The organism is Gaetbulibacter sp. PBL-D1, from assembly GCF_050509525.1.
Classification (GTDB): Bacteria; Bacteroidota; Bacteroidia; order Flavobacteriales; family Flavobacteriaceae; genus Gaetbulibacter_B; species Gaetbulibacter_B jejuensis.
Genome location: NZ_JBNWKB010000009.1, coordinates 45,620 through 61,316, shown reverse-complemented (window position 1 = coordinate 61,316; position 15,697 = coordinate 45,620). Strand labels below are relative to the sequence as shown.

Annotated in this window: 17 protein-coding genes and 1 riboswitch; of the genes, 8 read left to right on the top strand and 9 right to left on the bottom strand. The window is 32.7% G+C overall.

Translation table 11 applies throughout. The annotated features are described in order from the left end of the window. Positions 1-6 precede the first annotated feature (6 nt). Together ACQ0RB_RS09250 and ACQ0RB_RS09245 are read left to right on the top strand one after the other, a co-directional pair. Positions 7-804, top strand: coding sequence for a T9SS type A sorting domain-containing protein (locus tag ACQ0RB_RS09250; protein WP_430498031.1), 798 nt, complete (start codon positions 7-9; stop codon positions 802-804). Between the two features lie 118 nt (positions 805-922). Continuing rightward, positions 923-1,714: a T9SS type A sorting domain-containing protein gene (locus ACQ0RB_RS09245; RefSeq protein ID WP_335976515.1), complete on the top strand. Its 792-nt coding sequence runs from the start codon at positions 923-925 to the stop codon at positions 1,712-1,714. Between the two features lie 5 nt (positions 1,715-1,719). Here the strand turns inward: ACQ0RB_RS09245 and ACQ0RB_RS09240 are convergent, their stop codons facing one another. The 5 genes from ACQ0RB_RS09240 to ACQ0RB_RS09220 all read right to left on the bottom strand — a co-directional run bounded on the left by ACQ0RB_RS09240 (position 1,720) and on the right by ACQ0RB_RS09220 (position 6,846). Further along, positions 1,720-2,283, bottom strand: a complete 564-nt coding sequence (locus ACQ0RB_RS09240; protein WP_430498029.1) for an acyl-CoA thioesterase — start codon at positions 2,281-2,283, stop codon at positions 1,720-1,722. Continuing rightward, positions 2,270-3,661: a DNA recombination protein RmuC gene (gene rmuC / locus ACQ0RB_RS09235; protein WP_430498027.1), complete on the bottom strand. Its 1,392-nt coding sequence runs from the start codon at positions 3,659-3,661 to the stop codon at positions 2,270-2,272. Before rmuC ends, ACQ0RB_RS09240 begins: the two co-directional genes overlap by 14 nt. A gap of 106 nt (positions 3,662-3,767) precedes the next feature. Next, positions 3,768-4,562: an ABC transporter ATP-binding protein gene (locus tag ACQ0RB_RS09230; RefSeq protein ID WP_430498025.1), complete on the bottom strand. Its 795-nt coding sequence runs from the start codon at positions 4,560-4,562 to the stop codon at positions 3,768-3,770. Between the two features lie 112 nt (positions 4,563-4,674). Beyond that, complete coding sequence (locus ACQ0RB_RS09225) at positions 4,675-5,703, bottom strand: FecCD family ABC transporter permease (protein ID WP_262733033.1); 1,029 nt, start codon at positions 5,701-5,703, stop codon at positions 4,675-4,677. Next, a complete protein-coding gene (locus tag ACQ0RB_RS09220) occupies positions 5,704-6,846 on the bottom strand; it encodes an ABC transporter substrate-binding protein (RefSeq protein ID WP_430498023.1) in 1,143 nt (380 codons plus the stop codon). 69 nt (positions 6,847-6,915) lie between these two features. After that, a riboswitch (cobalamin riboswitch) is annotated at positions 6,916-7,153 on the top strand. A 68-nt stretch (positions 7,154-7,221) separates the two neighbouring features. Between ACQ0RB_RS09220 and ACQ0RB_RS09215 the strand changes: the two genes are divergently transcribed. Continuing rightward, the gene (locus ACQ0RB_RS09215; protein ID WP_430498021.1) at positions 7,222-9,150 is read left to right on the top strand and encodes a TonB-dependent receptor plug domain-containing protein; all 1,929 of its coding nucleotides are present in this window, start codon (positions 7,222-7,224) and stop codon (positions 9,148-9,150) included. Positions 9,151-9,184: 34 nt separating this feature from the next. On the opposite strand, the gene ACQ0RB_RS09210 is transcribed toward ACQ0RB_RS09215, so the two are convergent. Further along, the gene (locus ACQ0RB_RS09210) at positions 9,185-10,648 is read right to left on the bottom strand and encodes a S41 family peptidase (RefSeq protein ID WP_262733030.1); all 1,464 of its coding nucleotides are present in this window, start codon (positions 10,646-10,648) and stop codon (positions 9,185-9,187) included. A 163-nt stretch (positions 10,649-10,811) separates the two neighbouring features. Here ACQ0RB_RS09210 and ACQ0RB_RS09205 point away from each other — a divergent pair, with 163 nt between their 5' ends. Genes ACQ0RB_RS09205 through ACQ0RB_RS09190 form a run of 4 tightly spaced genes read left to right on the top strand, consistent with a single transcriptional unit; the run spans position 10,812 to position 12,936 of the window. Beyond that, a complete protein-coding gene (locus ACQ0RB_RS09205) occupies positions 10,812-11,321 on the top strand; it encodes an RNA polymerase sigma factor (protein WP_129761321.1) in 510 nt (169 codons plus the stop codon). Next, the gene (locus ACQ0RB_RS09200) at positions 11,308-11,796 is read left to right on the top strand and encodes a hypothetical protein (protein ID WP_430498018.1); all 489 of its coding nucleotides are present in this window, start codon (positions 11,308-11,310) and stop codon (positions 11,794-11,796) included. The genes ACQ0RB_RS09205 and ACQ0RB_RS09200 overlap by 14 nt, the downstream gene beginning before the upstream one ends. A gap of 14 nt (positions 11,797-11,810) precedes the next feature. After that, positions 11,811-12,377 (top strand): DUF4252 domain-containing protein, encoded by a 567-nt coding sequence (locus ACQ0RB_RS09195; RefSeq protein WP_129761323.1) that lies wholly within the window; start codon positions 11,811-11,813, stop codon positions 12,375-12,377. Between the two features lie 7 nt (positions 12,378-12,384). Further along, complete coding sequence (locus tag ACQ0RB_RS09190) at positions 12,385-12,936, top strand: DUF4252 domain-containing protein (protein ID WP_430498016.1); 552 nt, start codon at positions 12,385-12,387, stop codon at positions 12,934-12,936. 41 nt (positions 12,937-12,977) lie between these two features. On the opposite strand, the gene ACQ0RB_RS09185 is transcribed toward ACQ0RB_RS09190, so the two are convergent. The 3 genes from ACQ0RB_RS09185 to ACQ0RB_RS09175 all read right to left on the bottom strand — a co-directional run bounded on the left by ACQ0RB_RS09185 (position 12,978) and on the right by ACQ0RB_RS09175 (position 15,180). Continuing rightward, positions 12,978-13,166 carry a hypothetical protein gene (locus ACQ0RB_RS09185; RefSeq protein ID WP_129761325.1) on the bottom strand — a complete coding sequence of 63 codons (189 nt, stop codon included), beginning with the start codon at positions 13,164-13,166 and terminating at the stop codon, positions 12,978-12,980. A gap of 29 nt (positions 13,167-13,195) precedes the next feature. Next, entirely contained in the window at positions 13,196-14,539 is a 1,344-nt protein-coding gene (purB, locus tag ACQ0RB_RS09180; protein ID WP_430498014.1) for an adenylosuccinate lyase, read from the bottom strand. Between the two features lie 77 nt (positions 14,540-14,616). Further along, entirely contained in the window at positions 14,617-15,180 is a 564-nt protein-coding gene (locus ACQ0RB_RS09175; RefSeq protein WP_430498012.1) for an adenylosuccinate lyase, read from the bottom strand. Positions 15,181-15,217: 37 nt separating this feature from the next. Here ACQ0RB_RS09175 and ACQ0RB_RS09170 point away from each other — a divergent pair, with 37 nt between their 5' ends. Next, positions 15,218-15,685, top strand: coding sequence for a heme-binding domain-containing protein (locus ACQ0RB_RS09170; protein ID WP_134199822.1), 468 nt, complete (start codon positions 15,218-15,220; stop codon positions 15,683-15,685). Positions 15,686-15,697: the final 12 nt, after the last annotated feature.

The window sequence follows — 15,697 nt, the reverse complement described above, 5'->3', positions numbered from 1 at the left end:
ATAAATATGAAAAAAATTACTTTGGCTTTAATAGCTTTTTTAAGTTTAACATTATGTGCTTTTAGCCAAACCTATTCTACAGGTATGATGGAATTGTCTACCACACCAGGATTAGAATATTCAGCGCAGATTGATGTTACAACCGATGAAGTAACATTAACGTTAATTGGACCAAGTGATAGATGGTTAGGTTTAGGCTTTGATGCAGTAAGTATGACTTCTGGTAGAGATGTTGTTATTTTTGATGGTACTGACCTTACTGATAGACATTTTGGGTATCCTGGTCAGCCTAATGATGAACCTGCAATAGGTTTTACGCCAACTTTAGATGAAAGACAAGATTGGACAATTATGTCTAATAATGTTACTTCAGGAGTAAGAACATTAGTTGCAACAAGAGATAGAGATACCGGAAATGTTAATGATTATGTGTTTACAACATCTGCGTCATCTATAAATTTGGTTTGGGCAAGAGGGTTTGAATCAAGTTTTGTTTTAGACTATCATGGATTTTCTAATAGAGGAATCACAATGCAATCTTTTACTTTAAGTAATGAAGAGGTTGTTGCAACAGAGTTTTCAATAGCTCCAAATCCAGCTAAATCAAGATTTAATATATCTGTGCCTAGAATGGATGGTGTTGTAAAAATGGAAGTGTTTGATGTATTAGGTAAAAAAATATACACTAAAGAGCTTAATCAATTATCGACTACTATTGATATTTCAAAATGGAATAGTGGTGTGTATTTAGTGAGGTTAGCTACAAAAAATAATATCTCTACTAAGCGCTTTGTGAAGCAGTAGGTTGATAGTCAGTTAAATAAATTTAAGCCATTGATTTTAGTCAATGGCTTTTTTGATTAAATAAAAACTTATCTATCAATCACATAATTTATTATATTAGCTGTAAATAAACCTATTTATGAAAAAAATTACGCTTTTTTTAGTTGCATTTTTAATGACATCATTCGCTTTCTGTCAAACTTATTCTACAGGAGAGATTGTATTATTAGATGATGGAGAGTTGTATTACTCTGCGCAAATTGATGTCACTTCAACCTTAGTAACTTTAACATTAGATGGTCCAGATAATCGGTTTTTAGGTTTAGGATTTGGAACATCAAGTATGATTGCAGGTGATGATGTTATTATATATGACGGAACCTCTATTTCTGATAGATATTTTGGTTTTCCAGGGCAACCAGATGGTTCTGATGCTATTGGAATTGAACCTTCTGTTGATGCCAATCAAAATTGGACAATAACATCCAACACATTAGATGGAGAGCAAAGAACAATAGTAGCTACTAGAGCTTTAGATACAGGAGAAACAAATGATTATGTGTTTTCTACATCTGATACTTCAATTGAATTAGTTTGGTCTTTTGGGTTTAGTTATACTATAGGCTATCATGGAGAAAATAAAGGTGTTACTATGCAATCGTTCACATTAGGGGATGAAGAGGTTTCTCAAGCAAATCAAGAATTCACAATCTCACCTAATCCTGCTACGACTAAGTTAAATATTCGTTTACCACAAGGACAACAAAATGCTGTTGTAAATGTGTATGATGTGCTAGGAAAAAGGGTGTATTCTAAGGAACTTAACTCACTAACAGCTTCAATTGATGTTTCTAAATGGAATACAGGTGTTTATTTAGTAAAAGTATCTGCTAATAACTTTACACAAACCAGACGATTTGTAAAGCAGTAATACTATTAGCTTTCAGGTAATTCTATCTTAATCTTGTAGCCTTTTAAGTCTTCAATATAATTGTCAAGTGCAAAGGAATCACTACTAAACTCTTGTTGACGATGTATTTTAGTGTCTTTACGTTTTATGGCTTTTAAAAACCGTTTTACTTCGGTTTTATCGTTTAAAATTAAACCAGGAACATCAACAGTTTTTCCATTATCATCTTTAGCAACCATAGTAAAGTAAGATGAATTACAATGCTTTACAGTTCCGGTTTGAATGTTTTCAGATTCCACACTAATACCAACAACCATGGATGTGCGACCAACATAATTTACCGAGGCTTTCATGGTAACTAACTCACCAATTTCAATAGGGTTTAAAAAATCAACCGTATCAACCGATGCTGTTACACAATAAGCTTCAGAATGCTTTGAGGCACAAGCAAAAGCAATTTGATCCATTAAACTTAAAATATAACCACCATGAATTTTTCCACCAAAATTAGAGTGCGAAGGTTGCATGAGTTGTGAGATAGAAACTCTAGAAGAATCAACGGGTTTGAAATTATGTTTACTCATCGTCATCGTTTATAGCGCGTTTTAAAATTGGTTCTGGTAGTGATTTTTTTGCTTTGGCACCCATTTTTTTAAGTTTTTCTACACGACCAATAATGTTTCCTTTACCTTCAACCAGTTTATTCATCGCTGCTGAATAATCACTTTTGGCAGCATCTATTTTTTTGCCAACACCTGTTAAATCAGAAACTAAACCTTCAAATTTATCATAAAGTGCACCTGCTTGTTTTGCGATTTCCAAGGCATTACGTTGTTGCTTTTCGTTGCTCCACATCGTGTCAACAGTGCGCAATGTTGCTAAAAGGGTAGAAGGCGTAACGATTACAATATTCTTCTCAAAGGCTTTGTTATAAAGCGTATTGTCTTCGTTTATAGCAATGGCAAAAGCAGGTTCAATAGGAATAAACATCAATACAAAATCTGGCGATTCCATATCGTATAAATCCTCGTATTTCTTTTCTGAAAGCTGATTAACGTGTTTGTTTATAGAGTTAACGTGCGCTTTTAAATGCATTGCTTTTTCGTCATCTTCAGCATTTGCAAAACGTTCGTAATCGGTAAGTGATACTTTACTATCTATAATCATGCGCTTGCCATCTGGTAAATGTAGGACAACATCAGGCATAACACGCGAACCATCTTCACGATTAAAGTTTTGTTGAACAAAATATTCGCGGTCTTTTTCCAGTCCAGATTTTTCTAAAACACGCTCTAAAACCAATTCGCCCCAATTACCTTGCATTTTGCTGTCGCCTTTTAAAGCTTTGGTTAGGTTATTGGCTTCTATGGTCATTTTTTGATTAAGATCTTTAAGACCTAAAAGTTGCTCTTTTAAAGCCGAATGCATGCTGATACTTTCCTTTTGAGAATCTTCAACTTTCTTTTCAAACGTCTGGATTTTTTCTTGAAGCGGATTTAGAATTTGTTTAATGTTTTCTTTATTCTGAATGGTGAATTTTTCACTTTTTTCATCAAGAATTTTACTTGCCATTAACTCAAAATCTTTACGCAGTTGCTCTTGTTGTTTAGCAAGCTCTTCGTCGCGTTTAAGGTTTTGTTCTTGAAGGTTTTCAAGCTCTGTATTTCTTCTGGAAAGTTCGGTGTTTAAAAGGTCTTTTTCTTTTCTAATGGTTTCGCGTTCTGTTTCAATTTTAGAAATAGTGTCTTTTAAATCTTGTAATTGCTGATTAAAAAGTGCGTTTTGTTTTTGGTTTTCAGATTCGGTATTTAATTTTAAATCTTCAAGCTGTTTGCTTAAGTTGGCATTGCGTTCTTCAAGCGTGCTAGTATTTCCTTTGCTTTTTAATTGAGCAAATTTTAAGCCCAAAAAAGCACCAATTCCAGCAGAAAAAATAATAGCGATAAATAAAATGAGTGTTTCGGTCATACAGTGAAAAGAATTTTATCAAAGATAAATGATTTAGTCTGAAATTGAAATCGAATTTGAAACAGAAACCGAAATCGAGGTTTTAAATTTGTTTATCTTCAAAGTATTACTTTTTCACTCTAAAACTTCCAGTTTTCTCATCAAAAGCAATCATGTCTTCTGGAAACAAGTCATTAAAAACACCTTTTGAAATTAAATTACAAGGCGTGTCTGAAATTACTTGTGAATGCGTCATCACAATCATTTTATCACACAGTTGAATGGCTAAATCAATTTCGTGAGAAGAAAACAAAATGGTTTTGTTGGTGTCTTTTGCTAAGGTTTTTAAAAGCTTTAAAATATAGGCTTTGTGATACATGTCTAGATGGGTTGTAGGTTCATCTAGAATAATTAAATGCGTGTCTTGAGCCAACGCTCGCGCAATCATTACTTTTTGTAATTGGCCATCGCTTAACTCAAAGCACTTTTTGTCTTTTAATTGTTGAATATTGATTTGTAATAACGCGTTTTCAATAATAGACATATCGTTTTCTGAAAGATTACCAACCCAATTGGTGTAAGGTTGCCTGCCTAAAGCAACGAGTTCAAAAACGGTTAAATTTTTTGAAGCAGGTTGTTCGGTAAGTACTACGCTCAAGCTCTTGGAAAGCTCTAAATATGAGGAATTTTCAAGTAATTTATCATTAATGAAAACAGAGCCTTCAATTGGTGGTTGTACTTTAGTAAGTGTTCGTAACAAGGTGGATTTTCCAATACCATTAGCACCAACCAAACCAACCAATTCACCTTGTTGTAGCTCAATGTTTACATCATCAGCAACAACGGTTTGATGTTTTTTCTGCTTGTAACCTATGGTTAGACTTTCTGTTTTTAGTATAGTATGTGGTTGTGTTTTTGTCACAAATATTTTGTTTTGTCATTCTGCGTTACGACGCAGAATCTATTTTTTTTGGATTCCGCATCAAGTGTGTAATGACAGTCTTGGTTCTTTTATCTTGATTCTTACTTCTCATTTAAAACAACATTTTACGTTTACGTACCAATAACCAAATCACAACAGGTGCACCAATTAATGAAGTTATGGCATTAATAGGTAAAGTGTAATCGCTTGTAGGCAATTGCGCAATACTATCACAAATAAGCATGACTATGGCACCAAACAAAAACACAGCAGGTAATAACACTTTGTGGTTGGCTGTTGTAAAAACTTGACGAACCATATGCGGAATTGCTAATCCTATAAAAGCAATTGGTCCAGCAAAAGCCGTAATAGTTCCTGCTAATAAACTTGTTGCAATTATAATGATAAACCGACTTTGATTAATGTTCAACCCAAGACTTTTAGCGTAATTTTCGCCCAGTAAAAGTGTATTCAAGGCTTTGATTGAGATGATACTCATAAATAATCCTAGGAGATAAATGCAGAAGAAAATAAACAACTCGTTCCAAGATAGGTTTCCTAAACTACCAAATCCCCAAAAAATGTATTGCTGTAGTTGTTCGGCAGAACTAAAGTAGGAGAGTACACTGACAACCGCAGAAGTAATACTACCAAACATTAACCCAATGATTAAAATAGCCATGGTATCTCTCACTTTTAAAGACACAGCTAAAACAGATAATAACACTAAAAAACTACCTAAACTAGCCGCAATAACCACACTCCATTTTGAAAGTAAAAGTGTAGCAAGACTGCCACCAAAAATTCCTGCACCAAGAATTATAATAGCGACTCCTAAACTAGCTCCAGAGCTAATACCTAACACAAACGGACCAGCCAATGGATTTCTAAACAAGGTTTGCATTAATAATCCGGAAATGCCCAATCCAGAACCTACTAAAACCGCAGTAAATGCTTTTGGTAATCTGTAGTTGTGAATAATGTAATGCCAAGAATCGTTGTCAATGGTTGTAAATAAACTTTTAAATACTGATGTTACAGGAATAGATACTGACCCTAAACTAATGTTGCCTAAAAAGCATACCAATAACGTTACAATTAGAATTGTAAACGGCACTTTGTATGTAGTTTGATTAGTCAACTATTCTAACGGTTTAAAAAAATGAGTTTCGTATTCTGGTAATAATTCAGGGTGACACACTTTTATAATGTCTTTTAAAACTAAATCAGGTCTTGCAGTGCCTTCTTCATAGTAGGTAACACCACCAGTTGCTCCTGTAACGTTTACAAATGAATATACTGTTTTGTTTTTAAAAGCATCAAATTCGGTGTAGTGTTCGTTAGCGTTTTTTAAAGCTTCTAATGAATTATAATACGACGGACTTAACCAAATATCAGCCGATTTTCCTTTGGTAAAAACAGCTTCAAAACTTAATGCTAAACTGCCTTCACCAGCCACATCTTGCCAAAGGTAATTTACGTTGGCGTCTTTTAAAAGTTGTGCTTCAGGGCTTGTGCCACTTGGTAAATACCAAACATCTTTATGAAGCGCACCACTTAAAATAGTTGGTGTTTTTCTAACTTTTGAAGCTAGTAGTTTTGAATCGTTGTACTCTTTTTCAATACTGTTGAAAATAGAATCAGCTTCAGCAGTTTTGTTGTAAAGAGCTCCAAAAAATTTAATCCATTCGGCTTTTGCAAGTGGTGATTTTTCTACCCAATCACCATTGTACATGACTGGAATACCAGACTTTTTAATGGTTTCAAAAGTTTTATTATTACCATCAATACCAAAACCTACAACAACTTCAGGTTGTAATTCTAGCAAAACTTCGGTATTGATACCTTCATTTTTTCCTAATTCTCTAATGCTTTCAGCGTTTATTAAAGCTCTGGTTTTTTCAGATGAAATATAATCGGTTCCAGGAAAACCAACCAAGGTTTCTTCAACACCCAACAATTCCAATGCAGGAATATGCGTTGTAGATGTCACGACTATTTTTTCAATAGGTGTTGCAATAATGCCATCGTATTCATCACTATTTAAAGTAATTGTTGCAAGATTTTCTCTTGGGATTAAAGCATATTTAAACGATTTTTCAGCTTTCGGCCAAGGATTGTTTATGGTTAAAATTTTAAAATTTTCGTTATGTGTTATAGAAAAACCATTGGCATAACTAAATTCTGATTTTACAACGTCTTGTTTAACTTCAGTAGGTAGTTTTTTTTCGTTTTTACAAGCTATAAAACTTATAAGTAAAGCAAATGTAAGTAGTTTTCTCACGGTGGTTAAATTTTCATTCAAAAGTAATATTATTTAATCTTATTGATAAAACATTAAACAATAATGTTTAGTTTTGCGGCGAATTTTGGTTCGAGATTGTTGTTTTAATCTCGATTAAAAGGGAATCTGGTGAGAGTATTTTTTTCAAGTCCAGAACTGTTCCCGCAACTGTAAGCATATTGCTCAACTTAATTGGGCATCTCTTTAACGAAGAGTTGTTGTGCACTTCAATAAACCACTGGTGAAAACTGGGAAGGTAACACAACAAAATGTAAGTCAGGAGACCTGCCAATTTCAAAAAAAATAATAAGTCGAACTTTCGGGATAAAGGTTTGAGTATGCATTACCATACTTTCTCGAACAATTAATTTTAAAATGAACAAAAAAACATTGTTTTTTGGTGTGTTTTGTGCTACTTCAATTTTTGGATTTGCACAACAACAAACTGATTCTACTCAAGTAGAACAACTAGATGAAGTCGTGATTACCGACTCAAAATTCAACTTAAAGCGTGAAAATTCTGGTAAAGTAATTACCAAAATCACCCAAGAAGAACTTCAGCATTTACAAGGAAAAACCATAGCTGAAATTATCAATGCTACAGCAGGAATTGAAATTAACGGAACAAAAAGTAACGCTGGACAAAATTTAGCATATTACGTTCGAGGTGGTAGAAACCGTCAGGTTTTGGTATTGATAGATGGTATTGCATTAACCGATCCTTCGCAAATAGCTAACGATTACGATTTACGTTTGTTAAATCCAGATCAAGTAGAGAGTATTGAGATTTTAAAAGGTGCGTCTAGTACATTATATGGTACTGGAGCTGCAACCGCAGTAATCAATATTAAACTTAAAAAAGCTTCAAAAGATGCTGTTTCAGCTAACTTTAGAAGTGTTTTTGGTACTAACCAATCACATGATGATAGTAATTATGCTATCAAAGATTTTAGAAATAGCGTGTCAGTAAATGGAACCATTGGTGAGTTTAATTACTTAGCCAGTTTTGGTAATCAGTTTACTGATGGTTTATCTGCAATGGAGGCTGGAACCGAATCTGATGCTTACAATGCTATAAATGGTAATTTGAAATTAGGATACACATTTTCCAAGCAATTTAAATTGAATGCTTATGCAAGTTTTGATAAGTTTAAAGCTGATTTTGATGACGCTTCAACATTTTCAGATGCAAACAACCATTCTACTAGTAAGCAGTATCGTGTTGGGATTGCGCCAGAGTTTAGCTATAAGAAAGGAAGCATTACTTTAAACGCTGCATATAATGATGTTGAGCGTATTGTAGAGTCAAGTTATCCTGCTGAATACTATGCTACAAGTTTGGTGGCAGACCTTTTTAATAGGTATAATTTTAATGATAAATTCTATACTATTTTAGGTGTGAATTTTCAGGAGAATGATATGGAAAGTTTTGCAATTCCATTTGGATCAACCAATTTAGAGCAAAGCATTGATCCAGAAACAGCAACTTTCAACATTGTTGATCCTTATGCTAATGTGGTGTATGTTTCTGATTTTGGTTTAAATGTAAATGCTGGAGCACGTTTAAACAATCATAGCGAATATGGAAGTCATTTGGTTTATAGTTTAAATCCATCCTATAGAAAAAATTTCAATTTTGGATATTTAAAAGGAATGGCTAGTTACAGTACAGCATATATTACACCTTCATTGTATCAATTATTTGAACCTGCTTACGGAAATGCCGATTTAAAACCTGAAGAAAATGAAACTATAGAAGTTGGTATTGAAGCAGGAATTGAAGACAAAGCTACGTTCAGTTTAGTGTATTTTACTAGAAACGAAATTAATTTTATCGATTTTGTGGACATGGGTAATTTTGTGTACCAATACGATAATGTAGATAAGGATTTTACAGCAAGCGGTTTAGAATTTACAGCTAATTATAGTATTACAAACGCGCTAAAATTAAACGCTAATGTTACCTATACAAAGGTAGAAGATGATTTGAATTTAAGAATTCCTGAATTGAAAGGAAATGCACGATTGGATTATAAACTATCTGATGCTACATTTTTAAGTTTAGCGTACCAATATAATGATGATAGAAATGATGCCTATTTTAACAATACTACTTTTGCAACAGAAGACGTTACTTTAAAAAGTTATAGCTTATTAGATTTTTACGTAAGCCATACTATTTTGGAGAGCAAGCTGAAGTTGTTTGCTAACGTAAACAATATCTTTAATGAAGATTACCAAGAATTATTTGGGTATTCAACACGAGGAAGAAATGTTAATATAGGTTTTAACCTAAGTCTATAAAACAAAAAAATCCGCTCATTTCGAGCGGATTTTTTTATTGATTAAATTCTTTTTTAATGATGGATATAAACTCATTATCTATATACATTTCATCTTCAAAAGGTTTTAGATTTATATCTTTTTTTACAGGAGTTAATTGAGGTGTATTTCTTATACTTTGGTCAATGCTATATCTTCCTAAGCTACTTTCAATATCAGCTAAAGCAGCAGCAAGTAAAGGCTCGTTTTCATCACCTAAAATTCCGAAATTTAATACGCTTTCGTTGATTTCAAAACCAACATCAGGAACTAAACCACTAGAAGGGACCACACCATCATTAGCATTTACTGAAATAGCTACCAAAGGTTGCATAGCATAAGTGTGGTTTGGGTTAACATCATTAGGTCCTAGGTCAGGAGAATCGTAAATAGTTACCGAAGCTTGTGATTTTCCTGTTGTGTTGTCTCCAATATGAACAACATCAATATACTCGCCTAAACTGTTTATAATCATTTCGCTGGCAGAAGCAGATCTATTGGTAGTAAGAACATAAACTTTATCAAGATTTAAACTATTAATGGAATTGCCATTAAAGCTATTAGTAAAATTAAAAGTTGAATTTAGTTCTTGTAAATCATCGTTATAATTCAATTTTGAAAACACAGAACCGTTAAATTGACCAGTGATCATACTTCCTAATAACCTTGCAGTGTCTACAGATCCTCCTCCATTATATCTTAAGTCTAAAACTAAATGTTGTACGTTGTTAGCTTGAAAATCTGCAAAGGCATTATTTAATTGGTTATTAAAATCGGCAGTAAAACCATTGTATAATAAATACCCAACATTTTCACCTCCAACATTAATAATTTCAGTAGTATGAACAGGGTTTTCGGTATATTCAACTTTAGTTAAACTACTTGTAGAACCATTGGAAACAATGGAGTCGTCATCAGTCTCAGTAGTTCCATTGTCATTATAATCAGCAAAATGAAGTGTGTAAGTGTCTTGACCAAAAAGTGAGCTTAAATTACTTTCAGTAAGTTCAACACCATCAACGGCATGTATAATTTGTCCACGTTGTAACCCAAGATTCGAAGCTTCACTATTGTTAAGTACTAACCTTATAATTCCAAATACATCAGTAGTACTTCCTGGTTCATAATAAAAATTGAACTCAAGTCCGTTGCTTTTACTCACACCACTTAGCGCTTGTTGTAAAGCAATATAATCATCAACTATGATACTAAACCTGTCAACTGTTTGTCTTTGATAAATTAAACTTTCAAAGAGTTCTTCGGGTGAAGAAAAGCTGTTTAGGTAATTGCCATATTCTTCATTACTTGTAAATCTGTCATTTGCCAAATCGGGTATTTCAGCTTTGTATAAATATACAGCATTCATACCTTTCCATACAAAATCATGTATACTGCTTGATAAAATAACATTGTCATCTCTATCTTCAAAGCAACTTGTGGTTAGACTACCAAAGATGATGGCAATTAGTAGGGTTCTCATAATTTTCATAATAATTCTTTTTTCAAAACATACATACTATATATGTCTATTAAACTCTAAATTTACTTACAATATTGTAAATTAAAAATTAATTGTAACAAAATTGAAAGTGTATCGTCGTAATGATAGAACGGGATAAAAACCGTCTAACTAACCAAACAAAATGACACAAACTGATTTTATAAAATTAGTAATGCCTTTTAAGGATAAGGTTTACAGGCTAGCAAAACGCTTGTTGGTATCTAGTGAGGAAGCCGAAGACGCTACTCAAGAGATCTTACTGAAGTTATGGAAAAACAAAGTAAAAATTTCTGAGTATAAAAATGTAGAAGCTTTTTCCATGACCATGACAAAGAACTTTTGCCTTGATCGATTAAAATCCAAACAGGCACAAAATTTAAAGATAGTACACAGTAACTATCAAGATAATAATGTGTCGTTGCAAAAACAGGTAGAGCTTAATGATAGTGTAGACTGGGTGTCTAAAATAATGGAAGAACTACCAGAACAACAAAAAATAATTTTGCAACTGAGAGATATAGAAGAGTATGAGTTTGAAGAAATAGCAAAAGTTTTGGACATGAATGAAACAGCCATACGAGTAGCACTCTCAAGAGCAAGAAAAACAATAAGAGAAAAATTAACTAATACACATAGTTATGGTATTAAATAGCATAGAAAAATTACTTGAAAAGTACGAAAACGGTGAAACTACTTTAAAAGAAGAGCAGCACTTAAAACACTATTTTACACAAGAGGAAGTCGCTCCACATTTAGAGTCTTACAAAGCCATGTTTAACTACTTTCAGGTAACAAAACAAGAGCAGTTTACCAAAGACGTTCCATTAAAATCTAGAAACAAAAATTTGTATAAATGGATTTCTGTCGCAGCAGTAGCAGTTCTTATGGTGTCGGTTTTTACCTTCACCAATAAAGAGGAAGGATTGGGAAGCCTTAATGAAGAACAATTGTTGGCTTACAATCAAACCAAAGAAGCGCTAAGTCTTTTATCATCTAAGTTTAATGATGGAGCAAGTAGCTTAAATGCTTTAACACTTGCGTCTCAAAATTTAGAAAAAGGCGTAGACCACATGAGCTTAATTAATGAGTTCAACACATCGACAAACAAAATTTTTAAAACAAACTAGAAAAACAGAAAAAAATGAAAAAATTAGTTGTAATTGCAGTTTTGGCTTTGATGCCAATAGTATCTTTCGGACAAAGCATTTTTGATAAATACGAAGATCAAGAAGGAGTCACTTCGGTTATAGTAAACCAAAAAATGTTTAGCATGCTTGCTGGTATTAACATAGATTTAGATGACCCAGAAGCACAACAATTTTTAGAAATGGCTAAAAAGATAACAGGATTAAAAGTATTTACTACAGGAGATGAAGCCGTTTCAAAAGATATGAATGCAACAGTAACATCTTACCTAAAAGGTTCTAGCTTACAAGAATTAATGAGAATAAAAGATGGAGACCAAACAGTAAAATTCTATGTAAAAGAAGGTAAAGATGAAAACCATGTTAAGGAGCTATTAATGTTCATTAATGGGTTAAAAGAAGTAACTAAAGGTGCTGACATTGAAATAAACGGAAAGAAAAGAGAAATTGAAACTGTTTTATTATCGTTAACAGGAGATATAGATTTACGTCAAATATCTAAGTTAACAAGCAATATGAATGTACCTGGTGGAGAGCACTTAAAGAAAGCTAACAAAAACTAATCAACCAATGATAACATCAATCAAAAAATCAATTATGCTGATGGCTTTGGTTACAACTTTAGTAAGTTGTAACCAAGGTCCAACATTACAAACCTATTTTGTAGACAATGAGTTAAGTCCAGGATTTATCTCTGGAGATGTGCCTGCAAGTATTATTAATATTGAAGAAATTGAGAATCTTACTGACGATCAAAAAGAAGCTTATGAGTCTATTGATAAGCTTAATATTTTAGCATATCAAATTAATGAGACTAATAAAGAGGATTATGAGGTGGAGCTTAAAAAAGTAAAAGAGATTCTTAAAAATGATAAGTATGAAGAATTGATGAGAGGCGGAAATACTTCAGACGGAAAGTTTGTAATAAAATTTATTGGTGAATCTGAAACAAGTATTGATGAGCTTATTTTATTTGGTGATGCTAAAGATAAAGGATTTGTTGTTGCCAGAGTTTTAGGTGATGATATGAATGCTGGTAAACTAATGAAACTATCTGGTGTTTTGGAACAAGCAGATTTAGACAATGACCAATTAGAAAGTTTTAAAAACTTTTTTAAATAAACTGATAGTTATTTAAAATGTTAATAGAAAATCACCTTGTATTATTCAGGGTGATTTTTGTTTTCTATATCTTTTAAAAAGTGAATCACCAAATACACTGCAAAAAGCGCAAACCCTACAAATAATAAGGTTTTAATCATAAAATTATCTAGTACATTAAAAATGCCAGCCACAAAAAAACATAAAGTTAATACTGAGGCATATATTAAAGCTAGTGTATCTTTACTCATACGATAAGTTCAGTAACTTACTTGCTAAATTAAATTCCAGTATAGTTACTTGGTGTAATTTGTTTTAGTTCTTCTTTTATAGAATTAGGAACATCTAAGGTATCAATAAAATTTGAAATAGAATCTTGGGTTATTTTTTCGTTGGTTCTTGTCAATCCTTTTAATGCTTCATAAGGATTAGGGTAAGCTTCTCTTCTTAAAATAGTTTGAATAGCCTCAGCTACAACAGCCCAATTGTTTTCTAGGTCTTCAGCAAATTTGGCTTCATTCAATAACAATTTGTTTAACCCTTTCAACGTACTTTTAAGACCAATTATTGTATGCGAAAAAGGAACACCAACATTACGTAAAACAGTACTATCAGTTAAATCTCTTTGTAGCCTAGATAAAGGCAGTTTTGCAGCTAAATGCTCAAAAACTGCATTAGCAATACCAAGGTTACCTTCACTGTTTTCAAAATCTATTGGGTTCACCTTATGAGGCATTGCACTACTACCAACTTCACCCTTTTTGATTTTTTGTTTAAAATAGTCCATCGAAACGTAGGTCCAAATATCTCTGTCTAAATCAATGATAATCGTGTTTATACGCTTTAAACAATCAAACAAAGCAGCCATGTGGTCATAATGTTCAATTTGAGTAGTAGGGAAAGAGTGTTGTAACCCTAACTTTTCTTGCACAAACTTACTTCCAAAAGCTTTCCAGTCAATAGCTGGATAAGCAACTTTATGAGCGTTGAAATTTCCTGTTGCTCCACCAAACTTTGCAGCACTTGGTATATCGTTCAATAAATTAAATTGCTCTTCTAATCTTACAACAAACACTTCAATTTCTTTACCTAAACGCGTAGGTGAAGCAGGTTGACCATGAGTTCTTGCTAGCATTGATACCGCTTTCCACTCATTAGAAAGTGATTTTAATTCATTAAGTACTTTAAAGTATTCAGGCACATAAACATCATTCATCGCTTCTTTAATACTCAACGGAATTGCAGTGTTGTTTATGTCTTGAGAGGTTAATCCAAAGTGGATAAACTCTTTGTATTCCGAAATATTTAAAGCATCAAATTGTTCTTTAATGAAATATTCAACCGCTTTTACATCATGGTTTGTAACACTTTCAATAGTTTTTATTTTAAGAGCATCATCAGCAGTAAAGTTTTTGTATATAGCTCTTAAATCATCAAATAAATTAGCATCAAATTGTTCTAATTGAGGTAAAGGAATTTCGCATAAAGCGATAAAATATTCAATCTCAACTAGTACGCGATACTTTATTAAAGCTTCTTCTGAAAAATAGTTTGATAAGGCTTCAACTTTACTTCTGTAACGACCATCAATTGGAGAGATGGCATTTAATGATGATAACTGCATGAGTGTGTTGTTTTTTGAAGTTGCAAAGATACTTTTTTTCGTTGGAAGACCGAAGCTTGAAGCTTTAGTTTTTCTACCTAGTTTTTTATCTTTTTTAAAATATGTCTAGCTCTTGCTTTAAAACCAGAACTCTGCATTTGAAAATCACGTTCTAAAATAAGCGCCAACTCAGGATGTATCCAATCATAATCAGTTCCTAATAAAAATAAGGTATTCATAGCATAGGCTTTTGGTGCAATTTTTTCGTCATTTATCATATAATCAAAACACACTTCAATAATTCGTTCTTTATATTCGGGAGTTAAAACTGCTTTAATTTTAGTTTCATGTTTAGAATAGTAAGCTTTAGTTAAGTATTCACAAATTTTAGCTACAGGTCTTACTGCTGGGTCAAGATGTACTTTGTGCATATTTTTGGTAAACGCATCAAGATGAGGTATTATGGCTTCTAGTTGCTCGCCACACATAAATTCTAAAACCCAAGCTGCACGACAGGAAACCTTATCGTCTACCATAAATAAAATATCTAACAACTTAGGAATCAAATTAGGGTTGTCAATCACCAAATTAGCATACTTCAAACGCTTTTCGCGTGAGTGATTAACATAATTTAATTCGTTGTATAGATGTTCTGTAGTCAAGTTTTTGTTATTTTTAAGTTTCTAAATTAAACTAAAAATGAAAATACTTAAAAAACTTCTGTTAGTTTTATTGCTGATTTTTGTTGTAGCACAATTTTTTGGTCCAGAAAAAAATGAAGGTGATTTAGTATCCTTAAATGCTTTTTATGAAGAAACTAACCCTTCTGATAATGTGAAGTTGATATTAAAAGAAGCGTGTTTGGATTGCCACAGTAATGTAACTCGTTATCCTTGGTATAGTAAAATTACACCTGTTAATTATTGGATGGCAGAGCATGTTAACAATGGTAAAAGACACTTTAATGTTTCAAATTGGGATACCCTTTCCGTTAAACGAAAAGACCATAAATTTGAAGAGCTTATTGAAATGGTTGAGGACAAAGAAATGCCTTTAGAATCTTATACTTGGGGACATCCTGAAGCTAAATTAACCGACACGCAAATTAAAGACTTAATAGATTGGGCTAAACAAGTAAGACAAAGTTATGCCGTTGAATCTCATTAAAAATGATTTGAG